At 41.8% G+C, this 15,945-nt stretch carries 16 protein-coding genes; 12 read left to right on the top strand and 4 right to left on the bottom strand.

Annotation, left to right across the window (positions count from 1 at the left end; translation table 11 throughout):
• Positions 1-75: 75 nt before the first annotated feature.
• Both WH96_RS20465 and WH96_RS20460 read right to left on the bottom strand, forming a co-directional pair.
• The gene (locus WH96_RS20465; RefSeq protein WP_047766110.1) at positions 76-1,389 is read right to left on the bottom strand and encodes an NAD(P)/FAD-dependent oxidoreductase; all 1,314 of its coding nucleotides are present in this window, start codon (positions 1,387-1,389) and stop codon (positions 76-78) included.
• Positions 1,390-1,751: 362 nt separating this feature from the next.
• Positions 1,752-1,994, bottom strand: coding sequence for a hypothetical protein (locus WH96_RS20460; protein WP_047766109.1), 243 nt, complete (start codon positions 1,992-1,994; stop codon positions 1,752-1,754).
• A gap of 260 nt (positions 1,995-2,254) precedes the next feature.
• Here WH96_RS20460 and WH96_RS20455 point away from each other — a divergent pair, with 260 nt between their 5' ends.
• The 6 genes from WH96_RS20455 (at position 2,255) to WH96_RS20430 (ending at position 9,194) form a co-directional block, all read left to right on the top strand.
• Positions 2,255-4,039, top strand: coding sequence for a sensor histidine kinase (locus WH96_RS20455; RefSeq protein WP_053006191.1), 1,785 nt, complete (start codon positions 2,255-2,257; stop codon positions 4,037-4,039).
• Between the two features lie 9 nt (positions 4,040-4,048).
• A complete protein-coding gene (locus tag WH96_RS20450) occupies positions 4,049-5,446 on the top strand; it encodes a sigma-54-dependent transcriptional regulator (RefSeq protein ID WP_047766108.1) in 1,398 nt (465 codons plus the stop codon).
• A gap of 246 nt (positions 5,447-5,692) precedes the next feature.
• Complete coding sequence (locus tag WH96_RS20445; protein WP_047766107.1) at positions 5,693-6,673, top strand: TRAP transporter substrate-binding protein; 981 nt, start codon at positions 5,693-5,695, stop codon at positions 6,671-6,673.
• 92 nt (positions 6,674-6,765) lie between these two features.
• Positions 6,766-7,308, top strand: a complete 543-nt coding sequence (locus tag WH96_RS20440) for a TRAP transporter small permease (RefSeq protein ID WP_047766106.1) — start codon at positions 6,766-6,768, stop codon at positions 7,306-7,308.
• Positions 7,308-8,669: a TRAP transporter large permease gene (locus WH96_RS20435; protein WP_047766105.1), complete on the top strand. Its 1,362-nt coding sequence runs from the start codon at positions 7,308-7,310 to the stop codon at positions 8,667-8,669. Before WH96_RS20440 ends, WH96_RS20435 begins: the two co-directional genes overlap by 1 nt.
• 75 nt (positions 8,670-8,744) lie before the next feature.
• Positions 8,745-9,194 carry a CoxG family protein gene (locus WH96_RS20430; RefSeq protein WP_047766104.1) on the top strand — a complete coding sequence of 150 codons (450 nt, stop codon included), beginning with the start codon at positions 8,745-8,747 and terminating at the stop codon, positions 9,192-9,194.
• Between the two features lie 33 nt (positions 9,195-9,227).
• Here WH96_RS20430 and WH96_RS20425 read toward each other — a convergent pair whose 3' ends face one another.
• Complete coding sequence (locus WH96_RS20425; protein WP_053006190.1) at positions 9,228-10,052, bottom strand: alpha/beta hydrolase; 825 nt, start codon at positions 10,050-10,052, stop codon at positions 9,228-9,230.
• Between the two features lie 244 nt (positions 10,053-10,296).
• Between WH96_RS20425 and WH96_RS20420 the strand changes: the two genes are divergently transcribed.
• The 4 genes from WH96_RS20420 to WH96_RS20405 all read left to right on the top strand — a co-directional run bounded on the left by WH96_RS20420 (position 10,297) and on the right by WH96_RS20405 (position 13,665).
• The gene (locus WH96_RS20420; protein WP_047766103.1) at positions 10,297-11,406 is read left to right on the top strand and encodes an S-(hydroxymethyl)glutathione dehydrogenase/class III alcohol dehydrogenase; all 1,110 of its coding nucleotides are present in this window, start codon (positions 10,297-10,299) and stop codon (positions 11,404-11,406) included.
• Between the two features lie 95 nt (positions 11,407-11,501).
• A complete protein-coding gene (fghA, locus tag WH96_RS20415; protein ID WP_047766102.1) occupies positions 11,502-12,365 on the top strand; it encodes an S-formylglutathione hydrolase in 864 nt (287 codons plus the stop codon).
• Positions 12,366-12,469: 104 nt separating this feature from the next.
• Complete coding sequence (locus WH96_RS20410; protein WP_047766101.1) at positions 12,470-12,763, top strand: hypothetical protein; 294 nt, start codon at positions 12,470-12,472, stop codon at positions 12,761-12,763.
• 173 nt (positions 12,764-12,936) lie between these two features.
• Positions 12,937-13,665, top strand: coding sequence for a type 2 periplasmic-binding domain-containing protein (locus WH96_RS20405; protein WP_047766100.1), 729 nt, complete (start codon positions 12,937-12,939; stop codon positions 13,663-13,665).
• 169 nt (positions 13,666-13,834) lie between these two features.
• Here the strand turns inward: WH96_RS20405 and WH96_RS20400 are convergent, their stop codons facing one another.
• Positions 13,835-14,455, bottom strand: coding sequence for a YceI family protein (locus WH96_RS20400; protein WP_047766099.1), 621 nt, complete (start codon positions 14,453-14,455; stop codon positions 13,835-13,837).
• 239 nt (positions 14,456-14,694) lie between these two features.
• Between WH96_RS20400 and WH96_RS20395 the strand changes: the two genes are divergently transcribed.
• Entirely contained in the window at positions 14,695-15,222 is a 528-nt protein-coding gene (locus tag WH96_RS20395; RefSeq protein ID WP_047766111.1) for a YceI family protein, read from the top strand.
• A 22-nt stretch (positions 15,223-15,244) separates the two neighbouring features.
• On the top strand, positions 15,245-15,853 hold the full coding sequence (locus tag WH96_RS20390) for a YceI family protein (protein WP_047766098.1): 609 nt from the start codon (positions 15,245-15,247) through the stop codon (positions 15,851-15,853).
• Positions 15,854-15,945: the final 92 nt, after the last annotated feature.

The raw sequence follows: 15,945 nt of genomic DNA, 5'->3' as shown, positions 1-15,945 counted from the left end.
ATGACCATTATTAACACTGATACGATCTAAAGCTAGAATTAATAGCAAAAATTTCGGTTGGATAATCAATCCAGATTATCGGTCCAAACCAACACCTATAAAGCGCATTTTCACCTTGAAGAAAGCTCCAATGTCCAGAAATGGTCGCGGAGGAATCCATGTGGCTGGTGCAGACGCAAGGCAGTCCTCGACCAGTTTGGAGGATACATTACAGGCATAATCAGCTAGCGCAGCGCCAAAAGCCGTTCCCCTGGTCACACCTGAACCGTTATAACCGCCAGCAAGGTATATGTTGGACGTTTGCTGCCCAAAGAAGTTTGTAAAGTTTTGACTAATGCCTTCTACTCCTGACCAGGAAAGTTCAAAGGGGACATGGGCAAGTTGTGGGAAGCGTTTCTCAAAGGCAGCCCGATGAATTGCCCGACGTTTTGATAAGAGTGTATCAGACATCAAAGCAGCACCATGATATTCTGCTGTGTTGCGAAGGGAGAAGCGATTGTCCTTAGTCAATCGAACGGTCGCACCGCCACTATGGAGAGAGAGAACACCCCATTCCTTTAGGGCGCCCAGGCTGGATAATTCGTCAACTGTCAATTGACGCGTAAAGCTGCCTGATAGTGTACTTCCGATAATATAGCGTTTTATGAAGCCAAGTTTCGGGGCTTCGTAGTTTGTCGCGAGAATAACTTTATCCGCAGTGATTTTACCATTTTCAAGCTCAAGAATAACCGGTTCGCCTTGATGTATTTTCAAGACAGGGCTATTTTCATAGAGAGTTATATTCGCAGGTAAATTATCACCAAGCCCATGGACAAGAGCAGCTGGTTGTAAAAGAACGCCTTTGTGAACGTGAACACCCGACTTATAAAGGGACGTTCCCAAGCGCTCTGTTAATTCATCCTGACTTAAGAGAGTGTGATCGTATCCCAATCTCTGAAGATGGTCTTTGAAGTTATCATATTCCTGTAACGATTTTTCATCAGCTGCTGTGTGATAAAAGCCATCCTCTTGCCACTGGCAATCGATACCAAGATCGCTTACTTGTTGACGTAATAAATCTAGCCCTTGGGTATTGATACGATTAACACGACGATAATTTTGTTCCTGGTCATTATCAAATACGCCTGAAAACTGGCTGATGGCAACGGCATAACCAGAATTTCGCCCGGAAGCGCCCTGCCCCAATTTTCTGGCATCAAGCAATATAATTTGATCATTAGGGTTGTGTGCTGCCAGGCGCCTTGCAGCAGATAGACCTGTTACTCCTGCACCGACAACAACCCAGGGAGCTCGATGATCACCGATCAAGGATTTGGTTACGCTCCTTTTGGGGAGAAGTTCTGCCCATCCGTGATTATCAGTTGAAAAGTTGTGTGTCGCCAGCGCCATTGAGACATATCCCGAAAGGTTTTTTCTTATTAGAAAAGGCTGTCGCATACCCTGAGCAGATGGTCAATATATGTTCTGGATTTTCCAGCAAGTATGTTTATTTCCAAGAAGTATGCTTATTTAAGGCATATCAAAATTGATTAACAAAAAAATCCTAGCGTCCCATATGGCCTATCGCTGTGCCTGTTTTTATGTGGTGATGGCTTTGGCTGGTCTTGTTTGTGTCTCGGAAGGAATATAACAAGCCAGCAACGTTATTACTGGCTTGTGGCTTATAGCGAAGCGCCGGAACATCCCATAGTGGGCCCTTGTTGGATTGGATTAGCGTTCTTTTTGGGGAAGAGAATTCAAAGTTTGTTTTTTTAGGGAAGATTACCCTTTTCGTGCTGGTCGACCAGGTATCCTGCCCCTGCCCCCACAGCGCCACCAATGACTGCGCCACAAGTTACGCAGCCGCCGGTAACAGCAGTTCCGACAACACCGACACCTGTGCCGATAGCACCACCACTTAAAACACGTTGCTGCGTATTTGATAGTCCACTACAGGCACTGAGTAGAAGTGTTGCTGTCGCAATAATTGCAAACTGTTGCTTTCTTTTAATCATAACCAACCCATAAAATTTAATTGATAGCATTTGGTTATAGAGGTAGGTGACAATAAAATCGTGTAACTATTCTGGTAAATAAATATGTTAAAGATGTGTCGCGCGTGTTTATTTAGAGTTCCTGCTAGCCTTGTACGCCAAGATACAGAGCTTTTAATTTACTGATCAGGGCAAGTAAGATAGCTGTATATAAAAGCTATCGAGAGATTATTTCTTGTCTGTGGAACAATCTCTAATTCCTTGAGAGTCTATACTGATCCATGTTTTCGTTTACTTATCAATTTACAAGGCAGGTTTTGTGGGGCTGGATCTTTGTTATTGCTATCGGAAGCTTATCAATCTGGTTGGCAAGCTATTGGCTTGGGGCATCCACCGCTCTTGAATTAAGAGAGACTTCTCGGGAACGATTGAGCTTGTACGAGGCAACGCTTCTAGGAGAGTTGGATAAATACCGTTATCTCCCTTTTGTTTTATCCGGTAACGAAGATGTCAAAGAATTGCTGACAACTTTTCAAAATGACCCTTACTTTGCCAACAAAGTAAGTAAATCTCTTGCGGAAACGAATAATAAGGCAGAGGCTAATGTTCTCTATATCATGGACAAAAAGGGGAATACGTTAGCTTCTTCAAACTGGCAGGATAAAACCAGTTTTGTGGGGCATAACTATTCGTTTCGTCCTTATTTTCAAGACGCTATTGAGGGGAGCGAAGGTCGTTTCTTTGCGATTGGAACGATATCGGGGATACCCGGTTTCTTTATGTCTCATCCTGTATATGAAGATGGCAGCATTATTGGCGTCGCGGTTGTTAAAGTAAATCTGACGCCATTACAGCAACAATGGAATGATGGCGGTGAGAACGTTTACATTACAGATGAAAATGGTGTGATCTTTTTAGCCAGTCAAAAAGATTGGCTCTACAAAAGTTTGCGTTCCATTCCAATCGAACAGCTACAAAAACTTCAGCGAAATAAACAATATGGGGAATCAAAATTTGATATCCTTCGCACCGATAGAATTAAAGTCGCGGGTGATTTTTCAACAAAAATTGAAGGCGAAAGATATCTTGAGACGATACAGGATATAGCAAATACAAATTGGAAAATTCATTATCTTGTTTCAATAAGCCCGATCACAGAAAACCAGCGAACAATTGTTGCCATTGGAATTGGCGTTATTGTGACCTTGCTTGTTCTAGCCCTTTTTATCAGAGAAAGACGTGAAAAAGTAATTTCAACCCGACGGGCCCTGGAAGCTGAGAAAATGGAGGAAATGAACCGTCAACTTGAGATAGAAATTGAAGAGCGGCGCCGAACTGAAAAAGAGCTCAGGGCAGCACAAGACGGATTGGTTCAGGCTGGGAAACTAGCCGCACTAGGGCAAATGTCTGCTGCAATTGCCTATGAAATAAACCAACCAATCGCTGCTATTCAAAGTTATGTTTCAAACTGTGTGTCATATCTTAGAAATCAAGATGACCAAGAACTTAATAACTCTTTGACAGAAATTTCGTCTTTAACCGAAAAAATGGGAATGATTACAGCTCAATTGAAAAATTTTGCACGTAAATCTTCTTTGAAGGTGCGACCAATTGATGTTGTGAAAGCCATAAATAAGGCTGGGCATTTGATGCAGCCGGTTCTCAAGGCACAATCTGTTTTTGTCGAGTTGAGTACGGAACCAAAAACAATGCTGATATCCGGGGATGAAATCAGATTAGAGCAAGTTTTTGTAAACCTGTATCGGAATGCAGTTGATGCCATGAAAACGATCAAAGGTGAGAAGATTATAACAATCAATACATCTGTTACAGATACACAGGTTCGTGTGATTGTATCCGATACAGGAACAGGTTTGGAAAAACATGTTTTAAATGAACTCTATGATCCTTTTTTTACAACGAAATCAAATAGTGAAAGCCTGGGGCTTGGCCTATCGATTACCTATGGCATTATAAAAGACTTAAAAGGCGAAATACAGGCGTCTAATAATCCAGATGGCGGAGCTTGTTTTGTTCTGTCTTTTCCTCGTTATATAGAAAAGTAGATCTAATAAATGGTACAGGTAGAAGAGCAGAATGATCCCGCCGTCATTGATGGCCCGGTTATGCTTATTGATGATGAAAGAGCAATCAGGGTTTCAACAAAGCAGTGGCTGGAATTAGCCGGTCATAATGAAATAAAAGATTTTCAGGATGCGAGATCTGCGCTGGAACACTTGAATTGGCATTATCAGGGGATCGTGATTTCTGACGTAAAGATGCCGGGAATGGATGGCCTTTCGCTATTAAGAGAGATTAAGAATATCGACGCTAATATTCCTGTGGTGCTGGTAACCGGACATGGGGATGTTTCTATGGCTGTCGAAGCAATGAGAAATGGTGCCTATGATTTTATAGAAAAACCTTTCGAACCCGAACATTTACTGGACATTGTCAGAAGGGCATTAGAAAAACGCGCTCTTGTTTTGGATAACCGTGCGCTTAAACGCGATCTTGTTGCTGCCGAAGGTTTGGATGCTCGTCTGGTTGGTGCAAATCCCATTATGCGGGCGCTTAAAAGAGATATTATTGATATTGCACCAACAAGTGCGTCCATTCTCATTCAGGGGGAAACTGGTAGTGGTAAAGAAGTTGTTGCCAGTTGTTTACATGAATTTGGTGAAAATCCTGGTGGAAATTTTGTTGCCGTTAACTGTGCCGCAATCCCCGAACAAATGGCAGAGAGCGAATTTTTCGGTCATGAAAAAGGTGCATTTACTGGGGCGCAATCCAGACGTGTGGGCAAATTGGAAGCGGCAAATGGCGGCACTTTATTTCTGGATGAGCTGTCTTCCATGCCAATGGATTTACAGGCAAAATTATTAAGAGCATTAGAAGAACGCAAAGTTACGCCTTTGGGCGGTAATGTTGCCAAATCAGTTCAATTCAGATTGATTGCTGCCTTGCAGGAACCGGTGGAAGAGGCAATTGCGGCTGGGAGATTACGCGAAGATCTTTATTACCGTATAGCTACCTTTGTCATGGCAATCCCCCCCCTGCGCGCGCGCAAAGATGATTTACCTATTCTATTCAGACTTCTGGCAAAACGTGCGGCAGAAACCTTTGGGCGTGAGATCGAAATGCCAGGACCTGAAGGGATCGCAAGTCTTATGGCACATAACTGGCCAGGAAATGTGCGTGAATTAAGAAATGCTGCTGAACGCTATGCCCTGTCAACGCGTTCACCAGAAGAAAAACTCTCGATTATTTTAAACAGTGACAAAGAAAGCCAAGTTAAAACATCACTTCCCCTGGTTGAGCAAGTCCGGTTGTTTGAACGAAATGTAATTTTAGCTTCTTTGGATCGACATAAAGGAAACGTATCTGCCGTTATGGAAGAGCTTTCCATTCCAAGGCGTACACTGAATGAGAAAATGGCAAAATATAACCTTAAAAGAAGTGATCACGAGTAACGGCTTGAAAGTATTTTAGTATAGCATTTCGGCGGATTTTCGCCGATATTGGGTTTCTCTTTCGGCGAGGTTTTGCTAACTGCTATGAACGTTTTTGAAATTTTTAATATATATCAAATGGTTATAAAAACTCTAAATTGGCACGAGCTTTGCTGTTACACTAACTGGTAATGAGTGATCGTTATCTACAAAGTTCTTTGTAGTTTCTGTTTATAAAAATAAAAATTATCCTATGGGAGGATACTCATGCGTAAACTTACTCTGCTTATGGCAGCTGCCGGTGTTGCTTTATCAGCTTTTGCTGCTCAGGCTGAACCTATCATTATCAAGCTTAGCCATGTTACAAAAGAGACTGGTCATCCAAAAGGGGAAGCTGCTGCGCTTTTTGCCAAACGTGTTAATGAAGAATTGGCAGGTAAAGTAGAAGTTCAGGTTTATCCAAACTCAACTCTTTATAATGATGACAAGGCCTTGGAAGCACTGCTTCTCGGTGATTTGCAGATGGCTGCACCTTCACTTTCAAAATTTGAGAAGTATACAAAAAAATATCGCATTTATGATCTACCGTTCCTGTTTGATAACATCCAGGCTGTAGATCGTTTCCAGAACAGTGAAAAAGGTCTGGAACTTCTTGGTGCTATGGAAGATCGCGGTCTTCGTGCACTTGGCTATTGGCATAATGGTATGAAGCAAATTTCTGCAAACAAACCACTGATTAAACCTGAAGATGCTGAAGGTTTGAAATTCCGTGTTCAAACGTCTGATGTACTGGTTGCGAACTTCAAAACTCTTGGTGCCAACCCACAAAAGATGGCGTTTAGTGAAGTTTATGGTGCCTTGCAGCAGGGGGTTGTTGATGGACAGGAAAATACCTGGTCAAACATCTATACCAAAAAATTCTATGAAGTTCAGGATGGCATTACCGAGAGTAACCACGGCATTCTTGATTATCTAATCGTGACATCATCAGAATTCTGGGATGGTCTTCCTGCCGATATTCGTGCCGATCTAGAGCGTATTCTCGCTGAAGTATCTCAGGAGCGTAATTCAATCTCTGCTGAAATTAACCAGGCCAACAAGCAAAAAGTTATTGATGCGGGTGGTGTTGTTCGCACGCTAACAGCAGAACAGAAAGCTGAATGGCGTAAAAAACTGGCACCTGTCTGGGAAGAATTCACAGGTGACATTGGTCAGGATATGATCGATGCAGCCCTGGCTTCAAACTAATCCAAGTTTGACCTGAAAATCGTTTGATTTCTCAAATATAGGGGCTTACTGGCAGCAGTTAAGCCCCTTTTATTATCTGGAAGCAAAGTCCCATGAGCAAATTCATTACGCAAATTGAGGAAAGCTTCATCTCCCTACTTATGGCAGCGATGGTCTTGGTTACCTTTTCGCAAGTCGTAGCTCGGTATGTTTTTAACAGCGGGGCTTTGTGGGCGTTGGAGTTAACGACCTATCTATTCGCATGGCTTGTTATTTTTGGTATCTCATATGGTGTTAAGACCCATATCCATATTGGTGTGGACGCCTTTGTTAAGCTGTTCAAAACACCCGTTCAAAGATTATTTGGCCTCTTGGCTGTTATAGCCTCTATCATCTATGCCGGTATCATGTTTTACGGTGGTTGGATCTATGTGGGTAAGTTGAAAAAAATCGGTATTGAAACCCATGATATGCCAATTCAAAAATGGTTATTTTTGTCTATCCTTGTCATTGGAATGGGCTTGGTAATTTTCCGTTTACTCCAGGCTTTTTGGAACATCCTCACCGCAAAAGATGATTTCTCAATCCTTGGGGATGAAAGCAAGGATGCTATCGAGCAGTTTATGGGTGATGATAAGAGTGAGGAACAGAAATAATGGCTATTCTTGTTCTCTTTACGCTATTGTTCCTCTTGCTTTTGGTGGGAACGCCGATTGCGTTTTCGCTTGGCTTGGCAAGCCTGACAACGATCATTTTCTTTTCGAATGATTCCCTTGGTTCCATTTCACTCAAGTTCTTTGAGACGATGGAACACTATACCTTGTTGGCGATACCTTTCTTTATCCTTTCATCCGCCTTTCTCTCAACAGGGGGTGTTGCCCGTCGATTGATACGTTTCGCGATGGACTGTGTGGGGCATCTGCAAGGTGGCATGGCAATGGCATCTGTTTTGGCCTGTATGTTGTTTGCTGCTGTTTCTGGTTCTTCTCCGGCTACTGTTGTTGCTATCGGTTCAATCGTGATTGCAGGTATGCAAAAGGCAGGTTATTCGAAAGAGTTCGCGGCGGGCGTTATCTGTAACGCGGGTACCCTTGGTATTTTGATCCCGCCCTCTATTGTGATGGTGGTTTATGCTGCCGCAACTGATGTATCAGTTGGTCGTATGTTTATGGCGGGTGTTATTCCTGGGCTGATTGCTGGCTTAATGTTGATGATTGGTATTTATGTGGCAGCGCGGGTCAAGAAGCTCCCACGTCTTCCAAAAGCATCTGGAGCAGAAGTCTTTGCTGCCTTTGGGGATGCGATTTGGGGATTGATGCTCATCGTGATTATTATGGGTGGTATCTATGGAGGTATATTTACTCCTACTGAAGCGGCAGCTGTTGCTTCTGTCTATGCCTTCGTGATCGCAGTTTTTGTTTATCGCGATATGGGACCGCTTAAAGGGCGTGATGCTTCAGATCTTGGTGTGGGTGACTATTTGGTCGCTATTCCCAAAAGTGTGTTTGATGCAGATGTTCGCAAAACAATTCTGGAAGCGTCCAAAGTAACGATCATGTTGCTATTCATTGTGGCCAACGCGATGTTGTTTGCACATGTTCTGACAACAGAACGTATTCCGCAAACCATAACCAGTGCTATTTTGGAAGCAGGCCTTGAGCCTTGGATGTTCTTGATTGTTGTGAACATTCTCTTACTTGTTGCCGGGAATTTTATGGAACCATCAGCTATTTTGTTGATTATGGCCCCTATCTTGTTCCCTATTGCCATGCAGCTTGGGATCGATCCCATTCATCTCGGGATCATCATGGTAGTGAATATGGAAATCGGTATGATTACACCACCTGTTGGGCTGAATCTTTTTGTTACGGCGGGCATAACAGGAATGCCAATCCTCAAGGTTGTTAAGGCGGCCTTGCCATGGTTGATGATTTTACTGGTCTTCCTGATATTGATTACCTATGTACCTATCATCTCTACTTTCTTGCCGGACCTTGTATACGGTGTGCAGAAATAGCATCTAGAAAGGGGAGTTTAATTGCTTCCCTTTTTTTTGACATATTCTTATTAGTATTTTCAGGGATAAAAATTAATGGAAATGACTGGCCGCTACATCATTAACGCACCAAGAGATAAGGTGTGGACGGCAATGAATGATCCTCAGGTTTTAAAACAGGCTATTCCACGGTGTGATGAAGCTATTCGCCATACAGATACAGAATTTACAGCTGTCTTTTCTTTTAAGTTAGGCTTTATAAAACCCCGCTTGGAAAGTCTGATTTCCTTATCTGATGTTAATGCCCCGAACTCTTATGTTATGACAGCCGAAGGTAAAGGTAAGCTGGCAGGTCTTGCCAAGGGACGGGCAAATGTCACTCTGTATTCGCAAGAAAATAATAAAACTCTTTTAGAGTTTCATGCCAGCGGAGACATGCAGGGCACAATTGCTGAAATGGCTTCCAAACTGGTAACAAAAACCGCGCAAAAGCTTGCGGATGATTTTTTTGCGCGGTTTGATGATGTTGTGAGCAAAGAAGCGTAAAGTATTGTTCTGTAATAATTACTTAGTGAGTACTTATTCTGCGCCAACTTTTTCCATCGTTGGCATGACATATTTGTTCAGGAAAGCGGTAACGTCTTTTTCTGCACCATGTTCATAAAGATCCATATGAAAGCCCTTTTCAAAAAAAGCAGCCTGCTTTTGGCCCGGTATTGCCTTTAATAGCTTGCGGGAAAACTGCACAGGAATAACACCATCTTTTTCGCCGTGAAAAATAAAGACTGGCGCTTTAACATCTTTGATTGCTTCATGGGATTTCCATTTGTCTTTCAATAGAAATCTTGCGGGTAAAAACCAGTATTTTGACTGGGCTACATCAGCAATTGAACTATAGGGTGCTTCTAGTATAACCGCTTTAACATTATGTTTAGAGGCAAGCCAAACGGCCATGCCAGTACCTAATGATTCGCCGTACATTATAAGCTGCTCATCAGTATAGCCTTGATCTTTCAGCCAATTCATCGCGTCCAGTCCGTCGCTTTTGAAAGCTTGTTCCGACGGTATACCGGCATGGCCGGCATACCCGCGATATTCGACCTGAAACAAGCCGTATCCAAGTTCTGTCAAATATGAGAGCTTTTCCAGACGATCCCCTGTGTGTCCTGCGTTACCGTGGAATGCAACAATAACAGGATAGCTCGGATTCTTGGCAGCTTGGTACCAATGAGTTAATTCAATACCATCTGATGTTGTCAGGGTAATTTCCTGTATCCCTGCCCCGCCATAGAGTTCAGGTTTTGCGCGCGTTTCGGACCCAGGGTAAACCAGCTTTGTTTGCAGCAAATACATTCCGACCAATATCAGTGTGTAGAATGTTGCTGCAAAAATAATAAAATTCATTAACGGGCTCCTGAGACGCATACCAATACCTTGTTTAAAATACCTATAGATCAGTACCTCATATTCATAATTCTATATATAGTATCTGAACGACAAATGTTGTCGGGAAATGACATGACAAAATTGTGAGTATGACGTCATACTTTATATTGATTAATTCCTTATTGCCATCCATGGCAGTCGTGTTAATGAATAAACCGAGATAAGAGTTTAATTTACCGAATTCATCAGGGAGTGATAGATTATGGATGTTCGTGCTGCGGTCGCTTGGGGTGCTGGCAAGCCCATGACAATTGAAACTGTTCAACTGGAAGGACCTCGTCACGGAGAAGTTCTCATTGAAATGAAAGCAACTGGTGTTTGCCATACCGATTATTTTACACTTTCCGGGGCTGATCCGGAAGGGCTTTTTCCAACAATTTTAGGGCACGAAGGTGCCGGGGTTGTTGTTGATGTAGGACCGGGTGTCACATCATTGAAAAAGGGTGATCATGTTATTCCCCTCTATACACCGGAATGTCGTGAATGTGATTATTGTTTAAATCCAAAGACCAATCTTTGTCAGGCGATCCGCTCAACGCAGGGTCAGGGGCTGATGCCCGATGGTACAAGCCGTTTTTCCATGGATGGGAAGATGCTGCATCACTACATGGGCTGTTCAACTTTTGCGAATTACAGCGTCCTTCCTGAAATCGCCTTGGCAAAAATCCGTGAAGATGCGCCTTTTGATAAGGTTTGTTATATCGGTTGCGGTGTTACCACTGGTGTCGGAGCTGTTATTAACACAGCCAAAGTTGAGCCCGGATCAAACGTCGTTGTCTTTGGCCTTGGTGGTATCGGCTTGAATGTTATTCAAGGCGCAAGGATGGTTGGCGCTAATAAGATCATCGGTGTTGATCTTAATGATGATCGCAAGGCGTTAGGTGAAAAGTTTGGGATGACTGATTTCGTTAATCCTAAAGATATTGATGGTGATCTTGTCGAAGCTCTTGTTGATCTGACAAACGGTGGCGCGGATTATTCTTTTGAATGTATTGGTAACGTTAACACCATGCGTCAGGCGCTTGAATGCTGTCACAAAGGCTGGGGCGTTTCTGTGATCGTTGGTGTTGCTGGTGCGGGGCAGGAAATCGCAACACGCCCGTTCCAGCTTGTTACAGGGCGTGTATGGAAAGGGACTGCTTTTGGTGGTGCCCGTGGACGTACAGATGTGCCACAGATTGTTGACTGGTACATGGACGGCAAAATCAATATTGATGATTTGATCACGCATACAATGCCGTTGGACGATATCAACTCTGCATTTGATCTAATGCACAGTGGCGAATCAATCAGATCTGTCGTGCTGTATTAATTTACATGCACACTTGAGGGGCCTTTTTTTAATAAAGGGCCCCTCTTCTTTTATTATTTTAATACACCTTTCTTCTACATTCAGGTTTCTTTTCAATGACAGAGCTTAACATTACCGACCTAGACCTAATCAGTGAAAACAAGATGTTTGGTGGTTTACAACGTGTCTACAGCCATCCGTCAAAGATTTGTAACGGGGCAATGCGTTTTGCGATCTATTTACCCCCAGCGGCATTGAATGGAAGCAAGGTACCTGTTGTTACCTATCTGTCTGGTTTGACCTGTACTGAAGATAACGTGACAGTGAAAGCGGGTGCTCAACGTATTGCCAGTGAACTTGGTCTTATTTTTGTCGCACCAGATACATCGCCGAGAAATCAGAATATACCTGGCGAAGATGATAGTTACGACTTTGGATCTGCAGCAGGTTTTTATCTTGATGCAACAGAAGAACCTTGGGCGGGCTCTTATAATATGTATAGCTATATAACCCGCGAACTACAGGATGTTATATCGGAAAACTTCCCCGCAGCAGATATGAACCGACAGGGTATAACTGGGCATTCCATGGGTGGTCATGGTGCGTTGACCATTCACCTGAAAAATCCGGATCTCTTTAAGACCTGCTCTGCTTTTGCACCGATATGTGCGCCAATGAGTTGTCCGTGGGGTGAAAAAGCGTTTAGTGGTTATTTGGGAGCAGATAAGTCCCGGTGGGCTGAATATGATGCGACAGAGCTTGTGAAAAAATCAACATCAAGTGCCACGCTCCTTGTAGATCAAGGGAGTACAGATAGCTTCCTTGTGGAACAGTTAAAGCCAGAACTTTTACAAGAAGCTTGTGACAAATCGGGTCAAAAACTGACACTTAGAATGCAAGAAGGTTATGATCACAGTTATTTCTTCATGGCGACTTTCATCGAAGATCATCTGAAGCATCATATAAATGATCTGTCGTAAGGGATAAATTTAACAGATTTTGCCTCTTGTAAAGGTTTTGGTCATAAATCCCGTGCCATTATCTTCTTCGTATTACAGGTAGTAATAGAGGAAAGAGGCAAAGTATGTCTAAAGTTTTGGTTTCTGGTGATAGTTTATCATCCCAAGATATTGAATTAATTCAGTCTTTCTATCGAGACAATATAGAAAGCGGCCATATTGGTGAAGTATTACCATTGGCAACGCAGCAAGGCGAACAGGTTGTCGCTGTCCTCACCCCGGATAATAGTAATTTACTATGCGCATTCGGTAAGGTGTCGGATTGGTATTGCGCAATTGATACCCATTCCAATGTATTGGCAAAGGCCCAAGTTTTAGGAGATCTCGTTTCTAACTTGTCGCTGACCTCACTAAGTTAAAAGATATACAGAACGAACACCGTGTTTTATTTTAAGCACGGTGTTTTTTATGAGAGGTAATTTAGCTGAATCAAAATTTCCTTGATCATGATGCAAAGTATCTGTGTTTTCTGATAACAGCAATATATGTTATATTCATATACTTATCCGTCGAATTAAGGTGAGGTGTGGGAATGAAAAAAGAGATTCATAGCCTTGTCGCGATACTCTTTTTTCTTTGGCCATTTTCCTCGAGCGCGCAAGAACCACTTGTGTTTACCGGAATTGAAAAATCATCTTATGCAACCATCAGTAAGCGTGTGATGGTCGAGGCCTATAAGCGTTTAGACATTAATGTAAAATTTTCCGATTTACCCGCAGCGAGGTCGTTAGCTGTCGCAAATTCGGGAAGGGTCGATGGCGAATTATACCGTATTAAAAATATTCATTTAAAATACAAAAATCTGATTATGCTTCCTGTCCCCATCGGTATTATGGAAGGGGTTGGTATTACGATAAACCCAAATATATCTTTGCAAGAATGGAAGAGTTTAGTGCCATATCGTGTTTGCATTCGCAACGGTGTTAAGTTTGCAGAATCTGGTACCAAAGGTATGAAAATCGATGTCAGCAACACAAATGAACATCTTTTTTATAATCTGGGCCTGAATAGGTGTGACGTTATTATTCTGGCTCGTCTTACGAGCATAAAGCTGGCACAGGATTTCGAAAAAGAGATGAAAATGCCTGTCTATTACCATGTAATCCAGACCTATCCCTTATTTCATTACCTGCATAAGAAAAACAAACATTTGGTTCCAAAGTTGGTCGACGTTTTGGAGGAAATGCAAGTAGATGGAACAATTGCAAGTATACGAGAAAGCTATATTGAAGAAATATCATCTACCAAACACGGCTCATAGTTAGCGTTATCGGATATTTTTACGAGACGATTTGATGCCCTTGGTTTGAAAAATGGCATTCTGTTTTTTACTCGTGTGTGACCCAACAGAATTATCACTGATGATATGTTTAAGATCGTTTTAGCCGAGAAAGATGTTGAACTATTTGATTGTTTAACTAGATTTGTAGCTATTGATTATCTCGCAAGAATTCTGCAGAAATTTGAAGTGTAACTTCATCGCCAATTGCAGGAACAAGATCAGCGATATTATAATTTGATCGTTTTATTGTACCTGTAGCAAAAAAACCGAGAGTGTATTTGCCGGTTAGAAAATTTACAGCCCCACCGTTAAATTTTATGACCATTGAAATTGGCGCTGTAATACCCTTAATGGTCAAGCTTCCTCTCATTTCAGCTTCTGTATCACTCACAGGAATAATCTCTGTACTTTCAAGATAGGCAAAAGGATAGCTCTTGCTATCAAACCAACTACTTCCCCCCAGTTCAGTTTCAAAGCTTTCGTTGTTAACATCGAGGCTTTGGGTATCGACCTTTGCGAAAAGTTTTGTTGCTTCGGGTTTTTGAGGATCAAAATCCAAAGATGCTTCAATGGTGTTGAATCTTCCATAATAATCGGAAAAACCAAGGTGATTAAGAGAGAAAATCAAACTGGTATGATCTGGATCTAATTGGTAGGCTCCTTCTCTCCATTCGGAAATTTGTGTTTTCTGGTGATTTGACGGAATAAGACTGCCGCACGAAATTAAAAAGAATGTTATTGATATTGTTAAAAGATGTTTGATTTGCATGAAATTTTTCCTGAAAGACACAGAGCTTACTTAATTTATCTATATCATTGAGTTGATAACTTCCCCTCACAAAGGCTTGATGATGCTTTTTCTGATAAATTGCCTTCTTACTTCCTAGATAAGATATCATCAGATGTTTTTGCTTAAAGCTACATTATTGGATTGCTATGTTGTATTTAAGGTTTTTAAGGCGTTCTTTTGTTAAACAGGTTGTCCTGTTTTTCTTTGTGCATATAAGCATGTCTTCTTTTATAACAGATGCTCTTTCTGCACCGTCGTGGCAGCTTGATCGTAATGTAAGTCAACTCGGGTTTGTCGCCGTTCAATCTGGGCGTGATGTCGAAGGTCTTTTTGAAGAGTATCAAGCTTCGATTAATTTTCACCCCGATGATCTTGCAACAAGTTATATTCGCGTTTTTGTTGAGATAGACTCTCTTTCAACGCAATCTATCGATAGGGATCGGGTGATTAAATCCGCAGCTTTTTTGGATAGTGGTTTATACCCGAAGGCTATTTTCGAGACATCAAAGATAATAAAGTCGGGCGATGATTATCAAGCTATTGGGATGTTGAACCTACATGGAGTAACAAAGAAAATTACCCTGCCTTTTAAGGCACAAATAATTTCGAATAAATTGTTAGCTTCGGGTGTTGTTTCTGTATCGCGGCTTGATTTTAACATTGGGTCTGGCCAATGGTTAAAGACAAATGTTGTTGGTGATGAGGTTCGAATTATTTTTTCGATAAAAGGTACAAGGGAACAGTAAAAAAATCCCTGGAAAGGTTTTTATGTATGTAATTGCTGTTATAGAATTACAATTATTGAAACAAAGTACTTGGCTTTTCCTGTTAGCCTTCCTGTTCACAGCCATAGTTCCTGAGCAAGCAAGAGCAATTGAGAACTATTTTATCTTTAATAGTACCAATACAAAAATTGATTTTGGTTTGAAGGTTTTAGGCTTGAAAAAAATTACGGGTGACTTTGGAACCATTAACGGGAAAGCGATCATAAACCGGGATAATCGAAATCAGAATTTTATCAATATTACGGTGCTATCTGATTCTGTCCATAATGACAGCACTTACATTGAGAGAAGAATAAAAAGTGACGACTTTCTTAATGTTACCGAGTTCCCAACTATAAGCTTTCGAAGCAACAACTTTGAATGGAGCAGGCAGAATGACATTATTATCACAGGTCCACTCACTCTTCATGGAATTACAAAAGAGATAAAATGGGTAGCAAGACTAGTGAGTATTAAAGGGATGTTGCCACAACAGCAACGCTATCGTGTGAACACAGAGATTAGCAGATCTGATTTTGGTATTACCAAAGGACTGCCATTTATATCTGATAAAATTACATTGAACATAGAAATACAAGCATCTCCATCTTAGTAAGTGACTCATATTAACTGGTATGTTGAAATCTTTGGTCAAGAATCAAAAAAGCCGCTTGATAGCGGCTTTGAACCGAATGGCGACCCCTA

This window comes from Kiloniella spongiae (assembly GCF_001026905.1).
GTDB lineage: Bacteria > Pseudomonadota > Alphaproteobacteria > Kiloniellales > Kiloniellaceae > Kiloniella > Kiloniella spongiae.
This window is presented reverse-complemented; position numbering and strand designations above follow the sequence as displayed.

Coding starts and splice junctions, on each gene's coding strand:
- WH96_RS20465 (WP_047766110.1), bottom strand. CDS start 1,389: ATGGCGCTGGCGACACACAACTTTTCAACTGATAATCACGGATGGGCA.
- WH96_RS20460 (WP_047766109.1), bottom strand. CDS start 1,994: ATGATTAAAAGAAAGCAACAGTTTGCAATTATTGCGACAGCAACACTT.
- WH96_RS20455 (WP_053006191.1), top strand. CDS start 2,255: ATGTTTTCGTTTACTTATCAATTTACAAGGCAGGTTTTGTGGGGCTGG.
- WH96_RS20450 (WP_047766108.1), top strand. CDS start 4,049: ATGGTACAGGTAGAAGAGCAGAATGATCCCGCCGTCATTGATGGCCCG.
- WH96_RS20445 (WP_047766107.1), top strand. CDS start 5,693: ATGCGTAAACTTACTCTGCTTATGGCAGCTGCCGGTGTTGCTTTATCA.
- WH96_RS20440 (WP_047766106.1), top strand. CDS start 6,766: ATGAGCAAATTCATTACGCAAATTGAGGAAAGCTTCATCTCCCTACTT.
- WH96_RS20435 (WP_047766105.1), top strand. CDS start 7,308: ATGGCTATTCTTGTTCTCTTTACGCTATTGTTCCTCTTGCTTTTGGTG.
- WH96_RS20430 (WP_047766104.1), top strand. CDS start 8,745: ATGGAAATGACTGGCCGCTACATCATTAACGCACCAAGAGATAAGGTG.
- WH96_RS20425 (WP_053006190.1), bottom strand. CDS start 10,052: ATGAATTTTATTATTTTTGCAGCAACATTCTACACACTGATATTGGTC.
- WH96_RS20420 (WP_047766103.1), top strand. CDS start 10,297: ATGGATGTTCGTGCTGCGGTCGCTTGGGGTGCTGGCAAGCCCATGACA.
- fghA (WP_047766102.1), top strand. CDS start 11,502: ATGACAGAGCTTAACATTACCGACCTAGACCTAATCAGTGAAAACAAG.
- WH96_RS20410 (WP_047766101.1), top strand. CDS start 12,470: ATGTCTAAAGTTTTGGTTTCTGGTGATAGTTTATCATCCCAAGATATT.
- WH96_RS20405 (WP_047766100.1), top strand. CDS start 12,937: ATGAAAAAAGAGATTCATAGCCTTGTCGCGATACTCTTTTTTCTTTGG.
- WH96_RS20400 (WP_047766099.1), bottom strand. CDS start 14,455: ATGCAAATCAAACATCTTTTAACAATATCAATAACATTCTTTTTAATT.
- WH96_RS20395 (WP_047766111.1), top strand. CDS start 14,695: ATGTCTTCTTTTATAACAGATGCTCTTTCTGCACCGTCGTGGCAGCTT.
- WH96_RS20390 (WP_047766098.1), top strand. CDS start 15,245: ATGTATGTAATTGCTGTTATAGAATTACAATTATTGAAACAAAGTACT.